The following is a 17,924-nucleotide window of genomic DNA, read 5'->3' as shown; positions in this document are numbered from 1 at the left end:
GGAGAAAATATATGGAAAAAATATTAGAAATTTCAGGAATAATTAAGGATTTTCCAGGTGTAAGAGCATTGGATGGAGCCAGGCTGAACGTGTATGAGGGGAAAGTAATGGCCTTACTTGGTGAAAATGGTGCAGGGAAATCAACTATGATGAAAATAATCACAGGAATATACAAAAGGGATGCAGGAATCATCAAACATAATGGAAAAGAAGTTGAATTTAACGGTCCCAAAGAATCGCAGGATGCAGGGATAGCCATAATACATCAGGAGTTAAACCTAATAGATCACCTTTCCATAGCAGAAAATATTTTTTTAGGAAGGGAATTGACTAAAAATTTTAGAATAGACTGGGATCTGATGTTTAGTGAAGCAGATATAATCTTAAAGAAATTAAATCTGGAATATTCCTCCAAAGAATTGGTAGGAAAACTCAGTATCGGAGAAAAGCAAATGATAGAGATAGCAAAAGCTCTCTCTCAAAATGCCAAAATAATAGTTATGGATGAGCCTACAGATGCCCTGACAGACACTGAAACAGAGAGTCTGTTTAATGTGATTAAGGAACTGGTAGCTGAAAATAAAAGTATCGTATACATATCCCACAGATTGAAAGAAATATTTGAAATATGTGATCATGCTACTATTATGAGGGATGGAAAATTTATAGATGAAGCTGTGGTAGCTGATATAACCGAAGATCACATAATCGAAAAGATGGTAGGAAGAAAATTAAAAGATCAATTTCCCAGAATAGACACGGAATTAGGAGAGGTATCCCTAAGGGTGGAAGATCTGAATGGTGAAGTTACAAAGGATATTAATTTTTCCCTTCAAAGAGGTGAAATATTAGGAATAGCCGGACTCATGGGAGCAGGAAGAACAGAGCTGGCTAAGACCATCTATGGATGTTTCAAGAAAACAAGGGGTCAAATCCATATAGACGGGAAAAAAGTAGAGATAAACTCTCCCCAGGAGGCATTAAAAAATAAGATAGCCTATGTCTCAGAAGATAGAAAGGGAGACGGGTTGTTATTGGGACTTTCTGTAAAAGAAAATATGAGTTTATCCTCATTGTTGAAGTTTGAAAACACATATAAAAAAATAGATGAAAAGAAAGAAAAGATAGAAGTGGAAGAATTTATATCTAAATTTAATATAAAGACTCCTACAATGGACCAGCTTATAAAAAACCTAAGCGGGGGAAATCAGCAGAAAGTAGCCATAGCCAAGGCTCTCATGACCAATCCTAAAATATTAATTTTGGATGAACCCACCAGGGGAGTGGATGTAGGAGCAAAGAAGGAAATATATGACCTTATAAATGAATTTAAACATCAAGGGATGAGCATAATTATAATTTCCTCTGAAATGCCGGAAATATTAGGGCTCAGCGACAGGATAATGGTGATGTATGACAAAACTATTACAGGAATATTCAGCAGAGAAGAGGCAACACAGGAAAAGATAATGAAGTGTGCTATAGGTGTTAAGAAGGAGGAGATAGATGAAAACTAGTGCGGTATTAAATGGTGCAACAATTAAAAAAGAAAATAAATTGTTAAAAAACAAACCCCTGATAGGTTTGATTATATTTGGGGTGATAGTTTCGATATTAAATCCCAGATTTTTATCTACAGCGAACTTATTGAATATACTCCGACAGACATCTATAAATGCAATAATAGCAGCAGGGATGACCTTTGTAATATTAACAGGGGGAATAGATCTTTCGGTGGGGTCTATCCTGGCTATCTGTGGAGCAGTATCTGCCAGCATGCTGGCCGGAGGAGTCAACGGTTATATAGTTTTAATAGTAACTATAATATTGGGAACCATATTGGGGGCAGTCAGCGGAAGTTTTATAAGTTATGGGAAATTACAGGCTTTTATAACAACCTTGGTAGCTATGACATTATTAAGGGGAGCGACTTTAGTATTTACAGACGGAAAACCGATTTCGATGGGATTTGGAGAGAATGCCGAGTTATTTGATACCATAGGTGGAGGATATCTTTTTGGAATTCCGGTACCAATATATATAATGATAGCAGTATTTGCAGTATGTAACTATGTGTTAAAAAATACAAAATTTGGTAGGTATGTTTTTGCTGTAGGTGGGAATGAGGAAGCTACTAAATTATCTGGAATTAATGTAGAAAAATTGAAAGTTAAAGTGTATGCTATAAGTGGCGGACTGGCTGCCTTAGCAGGAATTATAATTACATCCAGACTGGGATCGGCTCAGCCTACAGCAGGAACAGGGTATGAATTGGATGCCATTGCAGCAGTAGTACTGGGGGGAACTTCACTTTCCGGAGGAATAGGAAGTATATCAGGAACGATAACAGGAGCACTGATCATAGGAGTGTTGGGGAATGCATTGAACCTATTGGATGTATCTTCGTATTATCAGATGATGATAAAGGCTTTAGTTATATTAGCAGCAGTATTAATTGATAGAAAAACACATAAATAAAAGGGGGATAAAAAAATGAAAAAAACATTAAAATTGTTAGTTGTGGGACTTTGTATTGGAATGATGTCAACTGTAGCTTTTGCCAAAGGAAAGGTAGGGTTAGTAATATCTACTTTAAACAATCCTTTCTTTGTAGATCTAAAAGAGGGAGCGCAGGATGAAGCAAAAAAACTAGATATGGAACTTATAGTTTTGGATTCTCAAAATGATCCGGCTAAAGAATTATCAAATGTAGAAGATCTGATTGTAAGGGGAGTAGATGTAATATTAATCAATCCTACAGATTCAGATGCAGTGTATAGAGCAGTAAAAAATGCCAATAGATCAAAGGTGCCTGTAGTAACTTTGGACAGAGGAGCAAACAGAGGAAAGGTAGTTACTCATATTGCATCGGATAATGCAGCTGGAGGTAAGATGGCCGGGGAATTTATCCTGAAAAAATTAGGTAAGGGAGCTAAAATAGTTGAATTAGAAGGAATTCCAGGTACAACAGCTGCAAGAGACAGAGGAAAGGGTTTCAATGAAGTGGCTAAAGGAAACTTAGACGTAGTAGGAAGACAAGCTGCTGACTTTGACAGAACTAAGGGACTTAATGTAATGGAAAATATGATCCAGGCTCAGCCGAAAATAGACGGTGTATTTGCTCATAATGATGAGATGGCTTTGGGAGCATTAAAAGCTATTGGAAATAATAAAAATATCTTAGTAGTAGGATTCGATGCTACTGCAGATGCTGTGAAATCAGTGGAAAAAGGCGGGTTAGCTGCAACTGTAGCTCAACAGCCTAAATTAATAGGATCTCAAGGGGTAGAAACAGCAAATAGGATAATGAAAGGAGAAAAAACTCCTAAATTTATTCCGGTAGAATTAAAGTTAATCACAAAATAAGAAGATTAGATAGGATGGGAGGAAAGAAATTTCTTCCCATTTACTCTATAAAAAGAGTGGATTCGGTAAAATACTGAAAAATAGAAATATAAAAGAGGTGCATTTTATGTTACTGGGAGCAATAGAAGCAGGGGGAACAAAATTTGTCTGCGCAGTGGGGACAAAAAAAGGAGAAATTTTAGAGAGGATATCATTTTCTACCACCACTCCGGAAGAAACACTGAAAAAAGTAATGGGATTTTTTATAGATAAAGAGATAAAGGCTTTAGGGATAGGCTGTTTTGGGCCTATTGATTTGGATAAAAATTCAAAAACTTATGGTTATATAACTTCTACTCCGAAACCCGGGTGGAGGAATTACAATATTCTGGGAGAACTGAAAAAATATTTTGATATCCCTATAAACTTTGATACCGATGTAAATGGTGCAGCCTTAGGTGAAGCCAAGTGGGGGAGTGGTATTGGACTGGATTCTCTGATCTACCTCACTGTGGGCACAGGGATTGGCGGAGGTGTATATATCCATGGAAACCTGGTCCATGGGATGACCCACCCGGAAACCGGCCATATCTTTGTCGGCAGAGCAGAGGAGGACAAGTATAAGGGGAAATGCCCATATCATGGAGATTGTCTGGAAGGGATGGCATCTGGCCCGGCTATTGAGGAAAGATGGGGGATAAATCCGTATGAACTTTCCAAAGACCATATAGCATGGGATTTAGAAGCACATTATTTAGCCCAGGGGCTGGTTAACTATATTCTGATAATATCGCCTAAAAAGATAATATTAGGCGGAGGAGTCATGAAACAAAAGCAGTTATTTCCATTGATCAGAAAAAAAGTAGTTGAAAGATTAAATGGCTATGTATCCCATAAAAATATACTGGAAAATATAGACGATTATATAGTTTATCCTGAATTAGGAGATGACGCAGGGATCTGCGGGGCATTGGCACTGGCAGACCTGGTATTGTGTTAGAAAAGGGAAGTTCTCATCTAATTTTAGGACAAAAGGCATATTTATAAATTATGGATTGTAGTAAAATGACTTATAAGATCTAAAGTTTACTGGGGTATAAATTGCAGGGAATTAGTTAAAAAATAAGTATATGTAATATTAAATATGTTTGTACAAGCAAACATCCAAGGAGGAATAAAATTGAAAATATTTATCGATACGGCAAATGTAGAAGACATAAAAAAAGCTAATGATATGGGTGTTATTTGTGGGGTAACTACAAATCCATCACTTATCGCAAAAGAAGGAAGGGTATTTAAAGAGGTTGTAACAGAGATAACATCTATTGTAGACGGGCCTATAAGTGCAGAAGTAATCTCATTAGAAGCTCCTAAGATGTTAGAGGAAGCTGAAGATTTAATCAAAATTCATCCAAATATCACAATCAAGTTACCTATGACTGTAGAAGGATTAAAAGCTTGTTCTGCACTATCTAAAAGAGGGATAAAAACCAATGTAACTTTAATTTTTACTCCTAATCAGGCACTATTAGCTGCTAGAGCAGGAGCGACATTTGTATCACCGTTCTTAGGAAGATTGGATGATATCGGTGTAGATGGAATCGAATTAATCAGAGAGATTGTACAAATATTTAATGTACACAATATAAAATCGGAAATAATTGCTGCAAGTATCAGAAATCCATTACATGCAAAGGAAGCTGCTAAAGCAGGAGCACATATCGGGACTATGCCCCTTGGTGTAATTGAAAAAATGACTCAGCATCCATTAACAGACGCAGGGATAGCTAAATTCTTAGCTGACTGGGAAGGGGTAAAATAAATAAACTAATAGTATAGAAGGCAGAGTTAGTGCTGAATTTTGAGGGAAAAATTCGAGATTCTGAACTCTGTACTATTTTTTATAACTTGACAATAACTAGTATATTACATATAATGTTGTTAGAAAAAACAAATAATGTACACTAATTTTTATTTAAAAAGGAGTTAAAATGGCAGATATCAAGATGTTAACGGAAAAAGCTACACAGATAAGAAAAGATATTGTGACTATGATTTGTAAATCAAAATCAGGTCATCCAGGGGGATCTTTATCAGCAGCGGATATAGTGAGTGCACTATATTTCAATGAGATGAACATCGATCCAAAGAATCCTAAGATGGCAGACAGAGATAGATTCGTTTTATCAAAGGGGCATGCAGCACCAGTATTATACGCAGCATTAGCAGAGAAGGGATATTTTGATAGAGAGTTATTAGGAACACTTAGAAAATTTGGATCACCTTTACAGGGACATCCGGATATGAAAAAATTACCGGGAGTAGATATCTCTACAGGTTCATTAGGACAAGGGTTATCAGTAGCAAATGGAATGGCATTATCAGCAAAATTAGACAATAAATCATATAGAACATATGTATTATTAGGAGATGGAGAAGTACAGGAAGGTCAAGTATGGGAAGCTGCTATGACTGCTGCTCACTATAACCTTGATAACGTATGTGCATTCTTAGATTCTAATAACTTACAAATAGATGGAAATGTAGATAAAGTAATGGGTGTTGAACCATTAGATGATAAATGGAGAGCATTTGGATGGAATGTAATCGTAATAGACGGTCATAACTTCGAGGAAATATTAGGAGCTTTAGAAGCTGCTAAGGCTCATAAAGGTCAGCCTACAATGGTTATAGCTAAAACTACTAAGGGTAAGGGTATCTCGTTTATGGAAAATGTATGCGGGTTCCATGGAGTAGCTCCCACATCTGAAGAAACAGAGAAAGCATTAGAAGAATTAAGTCACGTAGAATGTTGTAATAACTAATAGGAGGCCAAAAAAATGAGTAAAAAAGCTACAAGACAAGCTTACGGAGAAGCGTTAGCTGAATTAGGAAGAATAAACAAAGATGTAGTGGTTTTAGAGGCAGACTTATCTAAATCTACAAAGACTTCAATATTTCAAGGGGAATTCCCTGAAAGACATTTTAATGTAGGAATTGCAGAAGCAGATTTAATGGCTACAGCAGCAGGATTTGCAACTACCGGAAAGGTAGCATTCGCTTCTACATTTGCAATGTTCGCAGCAGGAAGAGGATTTGAGCAAATCAGAAACACTATAGCATATCCAAAATTAAATGTTAAAATAGCTCCAACTCATGCAGGAATCTCTGTAGGAGAGGACGGAGGATCCCACCAATCTGTAGAAGATATATCTCTTATGAGATCTATCCCGGGAATGGTAGTATTATGTCCGGCAGATGCAGAAGAAACTAAGCAAATGGTATTTGCAGCAGCAGAATATGATGGACCTGTATATCTTAGATCAGGAAGATTAGATACAGAAGATATCTATAAAGATACAGATTATAAATTTGAGATTGGAATAGCTGATACTTTAAAAGAAGGAACAGATGTTACAATCGCAGCTACAGGAATGTTAGTTCATGAAGCTATGGAAGCAGCAAAAACACTGGAAGCAGAAGGGATCTCAGCTAGAGTAATCAATGTTTCTACAATTAAGCCATTGGATGGTCCTACTATTTTAAAGGCAGCACAAGAGACGAAGTTTATTGTAACTTGTGAAGAGCATTCAGTAATAGGAGGATTAGGAGGAGCAATCTCTGAATTTTTAGGAGAAACTCATCCTACTCTTATCAAGAAATTAGGAATCTACGATCAATTCGGTCAATCTGGAACAGGTGACCAATTATTGGATGAATACGGATTAAGAGCAAAGGATATAGTAGCAAAAGTAAAAGAAAATATGTAATAACTAAACTGTAACCATGAAACCGGACACTTGAAAAAGAGTGTCAGTTTCATGGTTTTTTGATACAATTTTTTAATAAGAGTTTAAGGGAGTGGATTAAATGTCTAAAAAAATATTTTCAGATATAGAGGTAACTAAACTATCTAAAAATAAAAATATTTCTAAAGTTTCAAATAAAGCTATTACATATACTTTTGAATTTAAAAAGAAATTTATTGATGAATACAAGAAGGGAAAACTTCCCCGTGTAATTTTGAGGAAGCTGGTTTTGATGTGGACATTTTAGGTATGAAAAGAGTTGAAACTTCCTCTAAACGTTGGAGGAAAGTTTTTAAAGATAATGGTGAACTGGGTTTAATGGATGCCAGAAAAACATCTTCTGGAAGACCTCTGAAAAGAGAGTTAACAGATTTAGAAAAAATTAAACGTTTAGAAGCACAGATTGAATATTTAAAAATAGAGAATGAATTCTTAAAAAAGTTAGACGAGATCGAAAGGGGGGATGCTTAAATAAAACAGAGAATTTTGAAGCTATTGAATTAACAGTTAAAAAATATAAATTGAAATCAAAAATTAAATTTTTATGTTTTCAAGCGGGAGTTTCTAGGTCTGGTTTTTACAACTATATTAATTCAGAAAAGAATAGAAATAATAAAGAGACTCAAGACTTGAAATCCAAAAAATTAATTCTAAAAGCTTTTAATAGAAGAGGGTGTAAGAAGGGTGCACGAAGTATCAGGATGATTTTAGAGAATGAATTTGATACTATTTTTAACTTGAAAAAAATAAGAAGAATTATGAAAAAATACGGAATAATATGTCCTCATAGAAAACCGACCCCCTATAAAAACATAGCTAAAGCAACTAAGGAACATTCAACAGTCCAAAATATATTGAATAGAGAATTTAAACAAGAAGTTCCCAGAAAAATTCTCTTAACTGATATCAGCTATTTAACTTATGGAATTGGCAAAAGAGCTTATCTTTCAACAATAAAAGATGGCAGCACTAATGAAATACTAGCTTACGAAGTATCTCATAGTCTTAGTATTGATATTGCTTTAAATACAGTGAAGCGCTTAGTTAGAAGAAAGTTTAAACTCCACCCAGAGTTGTATTATTCATTCAGATCAAGGCTTTCACTATACTAATCCTAAGTTCCAAAAATTAGTGAAATCAAACAAAATTATCCAATCAATGTCGCGAAAAGGCAACTGTTGGGATAATGCCCCCATGGAGTCATTCTTTGGACATATGAAAGATGAAATAAATTTAAAGCCCTTAAAAACATTAGATGATGTAAAGAAAGAACTATCTAAATATATGAATTATTACAATAACCATAGGTATCAATGGAATTTAAAAAAGATGACTCCTGCACAATACAGAAATCATCTTTTAATAGTATCTTAACCATACCTTTTTTTAAAGTGTCCTTTTATTTAATACTTTTTTAAATTTTGTTTGCGATTTTTTTCTATTTTCTTCTAAAAAATTACATCAAAAAAATTATTTCTTTCTAATAAGTTCAAGATATTTTTCTACTAATTCAAATTCTTCTTCTGAAAATTTTCTCATATAATCAACCATTTGTTCCATTTTTTTTTCTTTTTTTGTTTTATTTGAGTTATCGTTCAAAAGTTCATTTTGAATATCATTGATATCTTTATTTGTATATCCGATTATTTTAAAAAGTGTTAGATGGTCTATTTTTAACTCTTCTGCTATTTTTTTTAATAACAAAGGGTTAGCTTTAGAATGTTTCCCCGATTCTAAATTTGATAAGTAAGCGTTACTTATTCCAATTCTAGTAGCCATCTCTCTCAAACCTATATTTTTCTTGATTCGATGAGAACGAATATAGTTTCCTAATGCAATTAAAGAATTGTGATCTATTTTTAAGTATCCAGACATAAAGCAGCTCCTACAAGTGAATTAAATTATTTAAATTCTAACATGAAAAAAACAAAAAAACAATAATTAAATTATCTAGCCCAACAAAATATTGGATTAAGTGACCCGTTATAATTTTTTTTGTTTTATTTATTGACTAATTGTTCTGTATATAGTATATTTTTATTGTAAACAGCGTTAACAAATTGCTAACAATTTTATTTTTAAAAAAAGTAGGAGGAAAAAATAATGAATGTCGATGAGATTACAAAAGAAAAATGGTTGATGGATAACTTTCCTGAATGGGGAACTTGGCTTAATGAAGAGATAGAAGAAGAAAAAGTAATGCCTGGAACTTTTGCTATGTGGTGGTTAGGATGTACAGGACTTTGGGTAAAATCAGAGGGAAATGCAAACATTTGTATAGATTTTTGGGTAAAAAGTGGAAAAAGAAGTAAAAAAAATAAATTGATGAAAGAACAACATCAACATCAAAGAATGATAGGTTGTGTTGCATTACAACCAAATCTTAGAAATTCACCTTGTGTATTGGATCCTTGGGGAATAAAAGAATTAGATGTAGTATTAGCAACTCATGATCATGGAGATCATATCTGTTACTATACAGCGGCAGCGGTTTTACAAAACTGTGATGAGTCAGTTAAATTTGTGGGACCAGAAGCGTGTACAGATCTATGGAAAAGTTGGGGGGTACCTGCCGATAGATGTATAACTGTAAAACCTGGAGATACAGTTAAAATAAAGGATACTGAAATTGTAGCTTTAGATTCCTTTGACAGGACGGAATTAGTTACAGCACCGAAAGGAATGATACTAAAAGATAGCCCAGTAAGAGATATGGATAAGTTAGCGGTTAATTATCTAATAAAAACACCAGGTGGAAGTGTCTATCATAGTGGAGATTCTCACTACTCAAACTATTTTGCTAAACATGGTAATGATCACAAGATAGATGTAGCACTTGGATCGTTTGGAGAAAACCCTAGGGGAATGACCGATAAGATCAATGCCTCAGATATGTTAAGAATGGCAGAATCTTTAAAAACGAAAGTAATAATACCTTTTCATCATGATATATGGACTAATTTTATGGCAGATCCTAAAGAAATATTGACTTTATGGGAGATGAGAAAAAATAGATTACAATATCAATTTAAACCATTTATTTGGCAGGTAGGAGGAAAATTTACTTGGCCATTAGATAAAGATAGAATTGAATATATGTATGACAGAGGATTCCATGATGCATTTGCAATAGAACCAGACTTACCATTTAAATCATTATTATAAAGGTATTAATCAAATAAAAATTATATGAAATTATTTTATTAAAAGGGGGAAAGATAATGGATTTTATAAGTGTAATATTAGAAGGGTTTGTAAATAATATTCTGACGAAACCAGAATTTTTTATCGGTATTTTAGTATTTGTAGGTTACATGTTGTTGAGTAGACCAATACATGAAGCTTTTTCTGGGTTTATAAAAGCTACAGTAGGGTATATGATTCTAGGTGTAGGAGCTGGAGGATTGGTAGTAACATTTAGACCAATATTAGCTGGGTTAAATGGTAGATTTGGACTTAATGCAGCGGTAATTGATCCATATTTTGGATTAAATGCTGTAAATAAAGCATTAGAGAGTATAGGTTTATCAACTTCTTGGACTATGATTGCATTACTTATTGGTTTTACTTTAAATATATTATTAGTTATGGCTAGAAAGATAACTAAATGTAGAACGCTTTTTATAACAGGACATATAATGGTGCAGCAAGCTACAACTGCTACTTGGATAGTATTTATGGCATTTCCACAATACAGAAACTTAACTGGTGCAGTTATGGTAGGAGTATTCGTAGGAGTTTATTGGGCTGTGGCGACAAACTTAATAGTAAGACCAACTCAAAGAGTTACAGAAAATGCAGGATTCGTAATAGGTCATCAACAAATGTTTGCAATATGGGCTACAGATAAAGTTGCAGGGAAATTAGGGGATCCTAAAAAGAAATTAGATGATTTAAAATTACCTGATTGGTTATCAATATTCCATGACAATATAGTTGCCACAGGGACGCTTATGTTAGTCTTTTTCGGGATAATAATGGTTATACTAGGACCTGAATATATGAGAGAATTAGATCCTAAATTTTCTGCAAAATTAGCATTCCCAACTTATATAGTTTCAAAATCACTATCTTTTGCTGTGTATTTAGCAATATTAATGACAGGTGTGAGAATGTTCGTTGGAGAGTTAACGGAATCATTCCAAGGTATATCCAATAAGATCCTTCCAGGAGTATTGCCGGCAGTAGACTGTGCAGCAGTATATGGATTTGGTTCTCCAAATGCAGTATTATTTGGGTTTATATTTGGAGCATTAGGTCAGTTTATCGCTATCGCTGGATTACTTGTATTTAAATCTCCTATATTAATCATAACAGGATTTGTACCAGTATTCTTTGATAATGCAACTTTAGCTATATTTGCAGAAAAAAGAGGTGGAGCAAAAGCCGCAGCAATAGTACCTTTCATATCAGGGATACTTCAAGTACTTGGAGGCGCAGTAGCAGTAGCAATGTTTAAGTTACAAGGTTTTGGAGGATGGCATGGAAATATCGACCAAAGTTCAATGTGGTTAGCACAAGGATTCCTTATGAATAACTTAGGTATAGTTGGATATGTAATTGCAATAGTAGGAATGTTAGCAATTCCTATAATTCAATTCAAAAGAGCTAAATCACCAGAGCACTATTTTGATAATGAACCTCTATCAGATGAAGAAGTAGAAGCTGAATATGCTTAAAAAACGGTAATAAAAAATAAATCTAGATCTAATCTTTCTAAATTTAAAGATTAGATCTAGATAAATTATAAATTCAATAAATTGGGGGAATAACAATGATTAAATTATTAGCAGTATGTGGGAATGGAATGGGAACAAGCACAATGATGAAAATAAAAGCAAAAAAAATATTAGATTCACATAAAATAGAGTGTCAAGCAGAGAACTGTAGTGTAGGACAAGCTAAATCAATAGTAAATAATTATGATGTAGTAATTGCTTCTACTCACCTTATCAGTCAATTAAAAGCAAGACCTGCAACAACTTTAGTATCTTTAAAAAATATAATGGATGCTAAAGAGATGGAAGCTAGGTTATTAGAAGTTTTAAAATAAAATGTAACTATGGAGGGAAAAATGACTTTAAGAGACTCGCTTATAGAAAATAATTCTATTTTAATAAATCAAGAAGCAAAAACATGGGAAGAAGCGGTAAAATTAGGAACAGATGTATTGGTAGAATCAGGAGCGATAGAACCTAGATATTACGATGAGATAGTAAAGACTACAAAAGAGTTAGGTCCTTATTATATGTTGGTTCCTGGGATAGCTATGCCTCATTCAAGACCGGAATCTGGTGTTATAAAAGACTGTTTTGCAATAACAATACTAAAAGATCCAGTGAAATTTGGGACAGAAGATCATGAATATGCTCAAATATTATTCACACTGGCTGCAACAAGCTCTGATGCTCATGCAGAAGTTGCAATACCTCAAATTGTAGATCTTTTAGACGATGAAGACAATATAGATAAGTTGATTGCAGCTAAAACAATAGAAGATGTTTTAAAAATAGTAGGATAATTTTTTTTATCTAATGTGTTAGCAAAATGTAAACACTATTGATTAATTATTAATATAACGATATAGGAGATGATATAAATGAATATGCCTTTACTACAAGTAGCCTTAGACAACAATAATTTACCTGATGCTTTAAAGTCAGCTTTAGCATTGGGAGATGACGTAGATGTAATAGAAGCAGGAACAATACTTTGCCTTCAAGAGGGGATGGGAGCAGTTAGATGCCTGAGAGCACTTTTTCCTGATAAGATTATATTAGCAGATACTAAATGTGCAGATGCAGGAGGTACAGTAGCAAAGAACTGCTATGACGCTGGTGCAAACTGGATGACGGTAATATGTTCTGCAACTATTCCTACAATGAAAGCAGCTTTTAAAGAAGTCGATGATTTGCAGGTAGAATTATATGGTGACTGGACATATGAACATGCTCAAAATTGGAAAGATGCAGGATTAACTCAAGTGGTTTACCATCAAAGTAGAGATGCACTTCTTGCAGGAGAAACTTGGGGAGCAAAAGATCTTGATAAAGTAACCAAGTTAATTGAAATGGGATTTAAAGTTTCGGTAACGGGAGGATTAAATAAAGATACTTTAAAATTATTTAAGGGAGTAGCTGTTCATTGTTTTATAGCAGGAAGATCATTAAGAGATGCTGTTGATCCAGGAGCAGAAGCTAGAGCATGGAAAGAAGAGATCGCTAAAATCTGGGGGTAAATATGTATAAGTTAACAGATCTTGAATTGGGAATATACGAAAAAGCTCTCCCTAAAAATATATCATGGAGAGAAAGATTAGAAATAGCTAAAGATGCTGGTTATAAATTTGTAGAAATTTCCGTAGATGAAACAGATGAAAGACTGGCAAGGTTAGAATGGACTAATGAAGAAAGAATTGAATTTACTAGAGCAGTACTTGAAATAGGAATTAGAGTACCATCTATGTGTTTTAGCGGACATAGGAGGTTTCCTTTAGGAAGTGAAAATAAAGAGACTAGAAAAAAATCATTAGAACTTATGAAAAAAGCTATAGAGTTAGCTGCTGATCTTGGGATAAGAAATATTCAAATGGCAGGTTATGATGTTTATTATGAAAAAGGAAATGAAAAAACAAGAGAACTTTATATAGATGGAATGAAACAATCATTGAAGTGGGCTGAACAAGCCCAGGTTATGTTATCGATAGAAATAATGGATCATCCTTTTATGAACTCGATTACAAAATATATTGAATTTTCTAAAATATTAAATTCACCATTTCTTACGGTGTATCCAGATTGTGGAAATCTAAGTGCATGGGGAAACAATGTAGAGAAAGAGATGAAAAAAGGAATCACTGAGATAAGCGCTATCCATTTAAAAGATACACTAGCTGTAACTTCAGAATTTCCTGGTAAGTTTAAAGAAGTTCCTTTTGGTGAAGGATGCGTAAATTTTGTTAATTTTTTTAAAATTTTAAAAAAGTTAGATTATAAAGGGCCGCTATTAATAGAGATGTGGACTGAAAAATCTGAAGATCCTATTGCAGAGATAAAAAAGGCTAAAGAGTGGATGATAGAAAAAATGAAATTAGGAGGTTACTATTCATGCTAGAAGAATTAAAAAAAGAAGTTCTAGAAGCAAATTTAGAATTGCCTAAAAAAGGATTAATAACATATACTTGGGGTAATGTAAGTGGCATTGATAGAGAAAAAGGGCTTATAGTAATAAAACCAAGTGGTGTAGAATACGATAATATGAAAGTAGAAGATTTAGTAGTAGTAGATTTTAATGGGAAAGTAGTTGAAGGGCATTATAAACCCTCATCAGATACAGCTACTCATATAGAATTATATAAAGCATTTCCAAATATAGAAGGAGTCGTACATACTCATTCTACATGGGCTACAATTTTTTCTCAAGCAGGAAAAGACTTAGTAGCATATGGAACAACTCATGCCGACTATTTCTGTGGTGATATCCCATGTACTAGAAAAATGGATCCTGCTGAGATTGGAGGAGAATATGAAAGAGAAACTGGCACAGTAATTATAGAAACTATAAAAGAAAGGGGATTAAATCCTGATCATATGCCAGCTATTTTAGTAAATAGTCATGGACCATTTACATGGGGAAGTTCTCCATTGAATGCAGTTCATAATGCTGTAGTACTAGAAGAACTAGCCAAAATGGCTTATAGTACAGAAAAATTAAATAATGAAGTAAAACAAATGCAAACTGAGTTATTAGAAAAACATTTCTATAGAAAGCATGGAAAAGATGCCTACTATGGGCAAAACTAAAATAAAAAAGGAATGAAAATGGATATTATAGACGATGAACTCATTTTTAAATATTTTGGTTTGGAGGTTTAGATAAATGACACTTAAGAAATGGAAACAGATCAAAAACATAAAAAGAGCTATTAGAGAGATGTTTAGGAGGAAATAATGGAAGTAAAAGAAGTAATTATAACGAATAAAAATGGACTTCATACAAGACCAGGAAATGTTTTTGTAAATCTTGCAAAAACCTTTAATTCTAAGGTTGAAGTGGAAAATGGTAATGGTAAAAAAGTAAAAGGAACATCCCTTCTCAAACTTCTTTCTCTTGGAATAAAAGAGGGGGCTACTGTTAAAGTATATACTGATGGTATTGATGAGACAGAAGCATTAGAGCAACTTACTCAATATTTAATAAAAATGGAGGACTAATATAGATGAAATTATTTATAGATACAGCAAATGTGGCAGACATAAAAAAAGCTAATGATATGGGTGTTATTTGTGGGGTAACTACAAATCCATCTCTTATTGCAAGAGAAGGAAGGGTATTTAAAGAGGTTGTAACAGAGATAACATCTATTGTAGATGGCCCTATCAGTGCAGAAGTAATCTCACTGGAAGCTCCTAAGATGCTGGAAGAAGCTGAAGAGTTAATCAAAATTCATCCAAATATCACAATCAAGTTACCTATGACTGTAGAAGGATTAAAAGCTTGTTCTGCCCTATCTAAAAGAGGAATAAAAACTAATGTAACTCTAATTTTTACTCCTAACCAGGCACTATTGGCTGCCAGGGCAGGAGCAACATTTGTATCACCATTCTTAGGAAGATTGGATGATATCGGTGTAGATGGGATCGAATTAATCAGAGAGATTGTACAAATATTTAATGTGCACAATATAAAATCAGAAATAATTGCTGCAAGTATTAGAAATCCATTACATGCAAAGGAAGCTGCTAAAGCAGGGGCACATATCGGAACTCTGCCACTTGGTGTAATTGAAAAAATGACTCAGCATCCATTAACAGATGCAGGAATAGCTAAATTCTTAGCTGACTGGGAAGGGGTAAGATAAATAGATTGAATTATAGTATGGAAGGGGGAGTCAGTGCTGAATTTTAAGTTGAAAATTCAAGACTCTCAATTCTGTACTATTTTTTATAACTTGACAATAGTTAGTATATTTTAGATTAAAAAGGAGTTAAAATGGCAGATATCAAGATGTTAACGGAAAAAGCTACACAGATAAGAAAAGATATTGTGACTATGATTTGTAAATCAAAATCAGGACATCCAGGGGGGTCTTTATCAGCGGCGGATATAGTGAGTGCACTATACTTCAATGAGATGAACATCGATCCAAAGAATCCTAAGATGGCAGACAGAGATAGATTCGTTTTATCAAAGGGGCATGCAGCACCAGTATTATACGCAGCATTAGCAGAGAAGGGATATTTTGATAGAGAGTTATTAGGAACACTTAGAAAATTTGGATCACCTTTACAGGGACATCCGGATATGAAAAAATTACCGGGAGTAGATATCTCTACAGGTTCATTAGGACAAGGGTTATCAGTAGCAAATGGAATGGCATTATCAGCAAAATTAGACAATAAATCATATAGAACATATGTATTATTAGGAGATGGAGAAGTACAGGAAGGTCAAGTATGGGAAGCTGCTATGACTGCTGCTCACTATAACCTTGATAACGTATGTGCATTCTTAGATTCTAATAACTTACAAATAGATGGAAATGTAGATAAAGTAATGGGTGTTGAACCATTAGATGATAAATGGAGAGCATTTGGATGGAATGTAATCGTAATAGACGGTCATAACTTCGAGGAAATATTAGGAGCTTTAGAAGCTGCTAAGGCTCATAAAGGTCAGCCTACAATGGTTATAGCTAAAACTACTAAGGGTAAGGGTATCTCGTTTATGGAAAATGTATGCGGGTTCCATGGAGTAGCTCCCACATCTGAAGAAACAGAGAAAGCATTAGAAGAATTAAGTCACGTAGAATGTTGTAATAACTAATAGGAGGCCAAAAAAATGAGTAAAAAAGCTACAAGACAAGCTTACGGAGAAGCGTTAGCTGAATTAGGAAGAATAAACAAAGATGTAGTGGTTTTAGAGGCAGACTTATCTAAATCTACAAAGACTTCAATATTTCAAGGGGAATTCCCTGAAAGACATTTTAATGTAGGAATTGCAGAAGCAGATTTAATGGCTACAGCAGCAGGATTTGCAACTACCGGAAAGGTAGCATTCGCTTCTACATTTGCAATGTTCGCAGCAGGAAGAGGATTTGAGCAAATCAGAAACACTATAGCATATCCAAAATTAAATGTTAAAATAGCTCCAACTCATGCAGGAATCTCTGTAGGAGAGGACGGAGGATCCCACCAATCTGTAGAAGATATATCTCTTATGAGATCTATCCCGGGAATGGTAGTATTATGTCCGGCAGATGCAGAAGAAACTAAGCAAATGGTATTTGCAGCAGCAGAATATGATGGACCTGTATATCTTAGATCAGGAAGATTAGATACAGAAGATATCTATAAAGATACAGATTATAAATTTGAGATTGGAATAGCTGATACTTTAAAAGAAGGAACAGATGTTACAATCGCAGCTACAGGAATGTTAGTTCATGAAGCTATGGAAGCAGCAAAAACACTGGAAGCAGAAGGGATCTCAGCTAGAGTAATCAATGTTTCTACAATTAAGCCATTGGATGGTCCTACTATTTTAAAGGCAGCACAAGAGACGAAGTTTATTGTAACTTGTGAAGAGCATTCAGTAATAGGAGGATTAGGAGGAGCAATCTCTGAATTTTTAGGAGAAACTCATCCTACTCTTATCAAGAAATTAGGAATCTACGATCAATTCGGTCAATCTGGAACAGGTGACCAATTATTGGATGAATACGGATTAAGAGCAAAGGATATAGTAGCAAAAGTAAAAGAAAATATGTAA

General features: G+C 34.1%; 19 protein-coding genes and 1 pseudogene. 19 read left to right on the top strand and 1 reads right to left on the bottom strand.

Annotation, left to right across the window (positions count from 1 at the left end; translation table 11 throughout):
• The first annotated feature begins 11 nt into the window (after nt 1-11).
• From rbsA to DYH56_RS08810, 8 genes and pseudogenes are all read left to right on the top strand, one after another.
• Entirely contained in the window at nt 12-1,517 is a 1,506-nt protein-coding gene (rbsA, locus tag DYH56_RS08845) for a ribose ABC transporter ATP-binding protein RbsA (protein ID WP_114642485.1), read from the top strand.
• Entirely contained in the window at nt 1,507-2,478 is a 972-nt protein-coding gene (gene rbsC / locus DYH56_RS08840; RefSeq protein WP_114642484.1) for a ribose ABC transporter permease, read from the top strand. Before rbsA ends, rbsC begins: the two co-directional genes overlap by 11 nt.
• 15 nt (nt 2,479-2,493) lie before the next feature.
• Entirely contained in the window at nt 2,494-3,366 is an 873-nt protein-coding gene (gene rbsB / locus DYH56_RS08835; protein WP_114642483.1) for a ribose ABC transporter substrate-binding protein RbsB, read from the top strand.
• Between the two features lie 106 nt (nt 3,367-3,472).
• Nucleotides 3,473-4,345 carry an ROK family protein gene (locus tag DYH56_RS08830; RefSeq protein ID WP_114642482.1) on the top strand — a complete coding sequence of 291 codons (873 nt, stop codon included), beginning with the start codon at nt 3,473-3,475 and terminating at the stop codon, nt 4,343-4,345.
• Between the two features lie 180 nt (nt 4,346-4,525).
• On the top strand, nt 4,526-5,167 hold the full coding sequence (fsa, locus tag DYH56_RS08825; protein WP_114642481.1) for a fructose-6-phosphate aldolase: 642 nt from the start codon (nt 4,526-4,528) through the stop codon (nt 5,165-5,167).
• A gap of 169 nt (nt 5,168-5,336) precedes the next feature.
• Nucleotides 5,337-6,170 (top strand): transketolase, encoded by an 834-nt coding sequence (locus DYH56_RS08820; protein WP_114642470.1) that lies wholly within the window; start codon nt 5,337-5,339, stop codon nt 6,168-6,170.
• 15 nt (nt 6,171-6,185) lie between these two features.
• Nucleotides 6,186-7,115 carry a transketolase family protein gene (locus DYH56_RS08815; protein WP_114642469.1) on the top strand — a complete coding sequence of 310 codons (930 nt, stop codon included), beginning with the start codon at nt 6,186-6,188 and terminating at the stop codon, nt 7,113-7,115.
• A gap of 100 nt (nt 7,116-7,215) precedes the next feature.
• Nucleotides 7,216-8,528 (top strand): annotated as a pseudogene (locus tag DYH56_RS08810) (IS3 family transposase).
• Between the two features lie 96 nt (nt 8,529-8,624).
• Here the strand turns inward: DYH56_RS08810 and DYH56_RS08805 are convergent.
• On the bottom strand, nt 8,625-9,029 hold the full coding sequence (locus DYH56_RS08805; protein WP_114642480.1) for a helix-turn-helix domain-containing protein: 405 nt from the start codon (nt 9,027-9,029) through the stop codon (nt 8,625-8,627).
• A gap of 228 nt (nt 9,030-9,257) precedes the next feature.
• On the opposite strand from DYH56_RS08805, the gene ulaG reads away from it, so the two are divergent.
• The 11 genes from ulaG (at nt 9,258) to DYH56_RS08750 (ending at nt 17,924) form a co-directional block, all read left to right on the top strand.
• Nucleotides 9,258-10,319, top strand: coding sequence for an L-ascorbate 6-phosphate lactonase (gene ulaG, locus DYH56_RS08800; RefSeq protein WP_255414696.1), 1,062 nt, complete (start codon nt 9,258-9,260; stop codon nt 10,317-10,319).
• Nucleotides 10,320-10,375: 56 nt separating this feature from the next.
• Entirely contained in the window at nt 10,376-11,833 is a 1,458-nt protein-coding gene (ulaA, locus tag DYH56_RS08795; RefSeq protein ID WP_114642478.1) for a PTS ascorbate transporter subunit IIC, read from the top strand.
• Nucleotides 11,834-11,928: 95 nt separating this feature from the next.
• Complete coding sequence (locus DYH56_RS08790) at nt 11,929-12,207, top strand: PTS sugar transporter subunit IIB (protein WP_114642477.1); 279 nt, start codon at nt 11,929-11,931, stop codon at nt 12,205-12,207.
• 21 nt (nt 12,208-12,228) lie between these two features.
• A complete protein-coding gene (locus DYH56_RS08785) occupies nt 12,229-12,675 on the top strand; it encodes a PTS sugar transporter subunit IIA (protein WP_114642476.1) in 447 nt (148 codons plus the stop codon).
• 78 nt (nt 12,676-12,753) lie between these two features.
• A complete protein-coding gene (locus DYH56_RS08780) occupies nt 12,754-13,392 on the top strand; it encodes a 3-keto-L-gulonate-6-phosphate decarboxylase UlaD (protein ID WP_114642475.1) in 639 nt (212 codons plus the stop codon).
• Between the two features lie 2 nt (nt 13,393-13,394).
• Entirely contained in the window at nt 13,395-14,267 is an 873-nt protein-coding gene (locus DYH56_RS08775) for an L-ribulose-5-phosphate 3-epimerase (protein WP_114642474.1), read from the top strand.
• Nucleotides 14,261-14,956: an L-ribulose-5-phosphate 4-epimerase gene (araD, locus tag DYH56_RS08770; RefSeq protein ID WP_114642473.1), complete on the top strand. Its 696-nt coding sequence runs from the start codon at nt 14,261-14,263 to the stop codon at nt 14,954-14,956. Before DYH56_RS08775 ends, araD begins: the two co-directional genes overlap by 7 nt.
• 147 nt (nt 14,957-15,103) lie before the next feature.
• Entirely contained in the window at nt 15,104-15,367 is a 264-nt protein-coding gene (locus tag DYH56_RS08765) for an HPr family phosphocarrier protein (RefSeq protein WP_114642472.1), read from the top strand.
• Between the two features lie 5 nt (nt 15,368-15,372).
• The gene (fsa, locus tag DYH56_RS08760) at nt 15,373-16,014 is read left to right on the top strand and encodes a fructose-6-phosphate aldolase (RefSeq protein ID WP_114642471.1); all 642 of its coding nucleotides are present in this window, start codon (nt 15,373-15,375) and stop codon (nt 16,012-16,014) included.
• Between the two features lie 131 nt (nt 16,015-16,145).
• Nucleotides 16,146-16,979, top strand: a complete 834-nt coding sequence (locus DYH56_RS08755) for a transketolase (protein ID WP_114642470.1) — start codon at nt 16,146-16,148, stop codon at nt 16,977-16,979.
• A 15-nt stretch (nt 16,980-16,994) separates the two neighbouring features.
• A complete protein-coding gene (locus DYH56_RS08750; RefSeq protein ID WP_114642469.1) occupies nt 16,995-17,924 on the top strand; it encodes a transketolase family protein in 930 nt (309 codons plus the stop codon).

The organism is Psychrilyobacter piezotolerans, from assembly GCF_003391055.1.
Classification (GTDB): Bacteria; Fusobacteriota; Fusobacteriia; order Fusobacteriales; family Fusobacteriaceae; genus Psychrilyobacter; species Psychrilyobacter piezotolerans.
Note: the sequence above shows the minus strand (reverse complement) of the source record. Positions and strands in the feature narration are given on the sequence as shown.

Excerpts from the sequence above, each read along its gene's own strand:
- DYH56_RS08775 (WP_114642474.1), top strand. The coding sequence starts at position 13,395 with ATGTATAAGTTAACAGATCTTGAATTGGGAATATACGAAAAAGCTCTC.
- rbsA (WP_114642485.1), top strand. The coding sequence starts at position 12 with ATGGAAAAAATATTAGAAATTTCAGGAATAATTAAGGATTTTCCAGGT.
- DYH56_RS08815 (WP_114642469.1), top strand. The coding sequence starts at position 6,186 with ATGAGTAAAAAAGCTACAAGACAAGCTTACGGAGAAGCGTTAGCTGAA.
- DYH56_RS08820 (WP_114642470.1), top strand. The coding sequence starts at position 5,337 with ATGGCAGATATCAAGATGTTAACGGAAAAAGCTACACAGATAAGAAAA.
- DYH56_RS08785 (WP_114642476.1), top strand. The coding sequence starts at position 12,229 with ATGACTTTAAGAGACTCGCTTATAGAAAATAATTCTATTTTAATAAAT.
- araD (WP_114642473.1), top strand. The coding sequence starts at position 14,261 with ATGCTAGAAGAATTAAAAAAAGAAGTTCTAGAAGCAAATTTAGAATTG.
- DYH56_RS08750 (WP_114642469.1), top strand. The coding sequence starts at position 16,995 with ATGAGTAAAAAAGCTACAAGACAAGCTTACGGAGAAGCGTTAGCTGAA.
- DYH56_RS08755 (WP_114642470.1), top strand. The coding sequence starts at position 16,146 with ATGGCAGATATCAAGATGTTAACGGAAAAAGCTACACAGATAAGAAAA.
- DYH56_RS08790 (WP_114642477.1), top strand. The coding sequence starts at position 11,929 with ATGATTAAATTATTAGCAGTATGTGGGAATGGAATGGGAACAAGCACA.
- rbsB (WP_114642483.1), top strand. The coding sequence starts at position 2,494 with ATGAAAAAAACATTAAAATTGTTAGTTGTGGGACTTTGTATTGGAATG.
- rbsC (WP_114642484.1), top strand. The coding sequence starts at position 1,507 with ATGAAAACTAGTGCGGTATTAAATGGTGCAACAATTAAAAAAGAAAAT.
- ulaG (WP_255414696.1), top strand. The coding sequence starts at position 9,258 with ATGAATGTCGATGAGATTACAAAAGAAAAATGGTTGATGGATAACTTT.
- fsa (WP_114642471.1), top strand. The coding sequence starts at position 15,373 with ATGAAATTATTTATAGATACAGCAAATGTGGCAGACATAAAAAAAGCT.
- ulaA (WP_114642478.1), top strand. The coding sequence starts at position 10,376 with ATGGATTTTATAAGTGTAATATTAGAAGGGTTTGTAAATAATATTCTG.
- DYH56_RS08805 (WP_114642480.1), bottom strand. The coding sequence starts at position 9,029 with ATGTCTGGATACTTAAAAATAGATCACAATTCTTTAATTGCATTAGGA.
- DYH56_RS08780 (WP_114642475.1), top strand. The coding sequence starts at position 12,754 with ATGAATATGCCTTTACTACAAGTAGCCTTAGACAACAATAATTTACCT.
- DYH56_RS08830 (WP_114642482.1), top strand. The coding sequence starts at position 3,473 with ATGTTACTGGGAGCAATAGAAGCAGGGGGAACAAAATTTGTCTGCGCA.
- DYH56_RS08765 (WP_114642472.1), top strand. The coding sequence starts at position 15,104 with ATGGAAGTAAAAGAAGTAATTATAACGAATAAAAATGGACTTCATACA.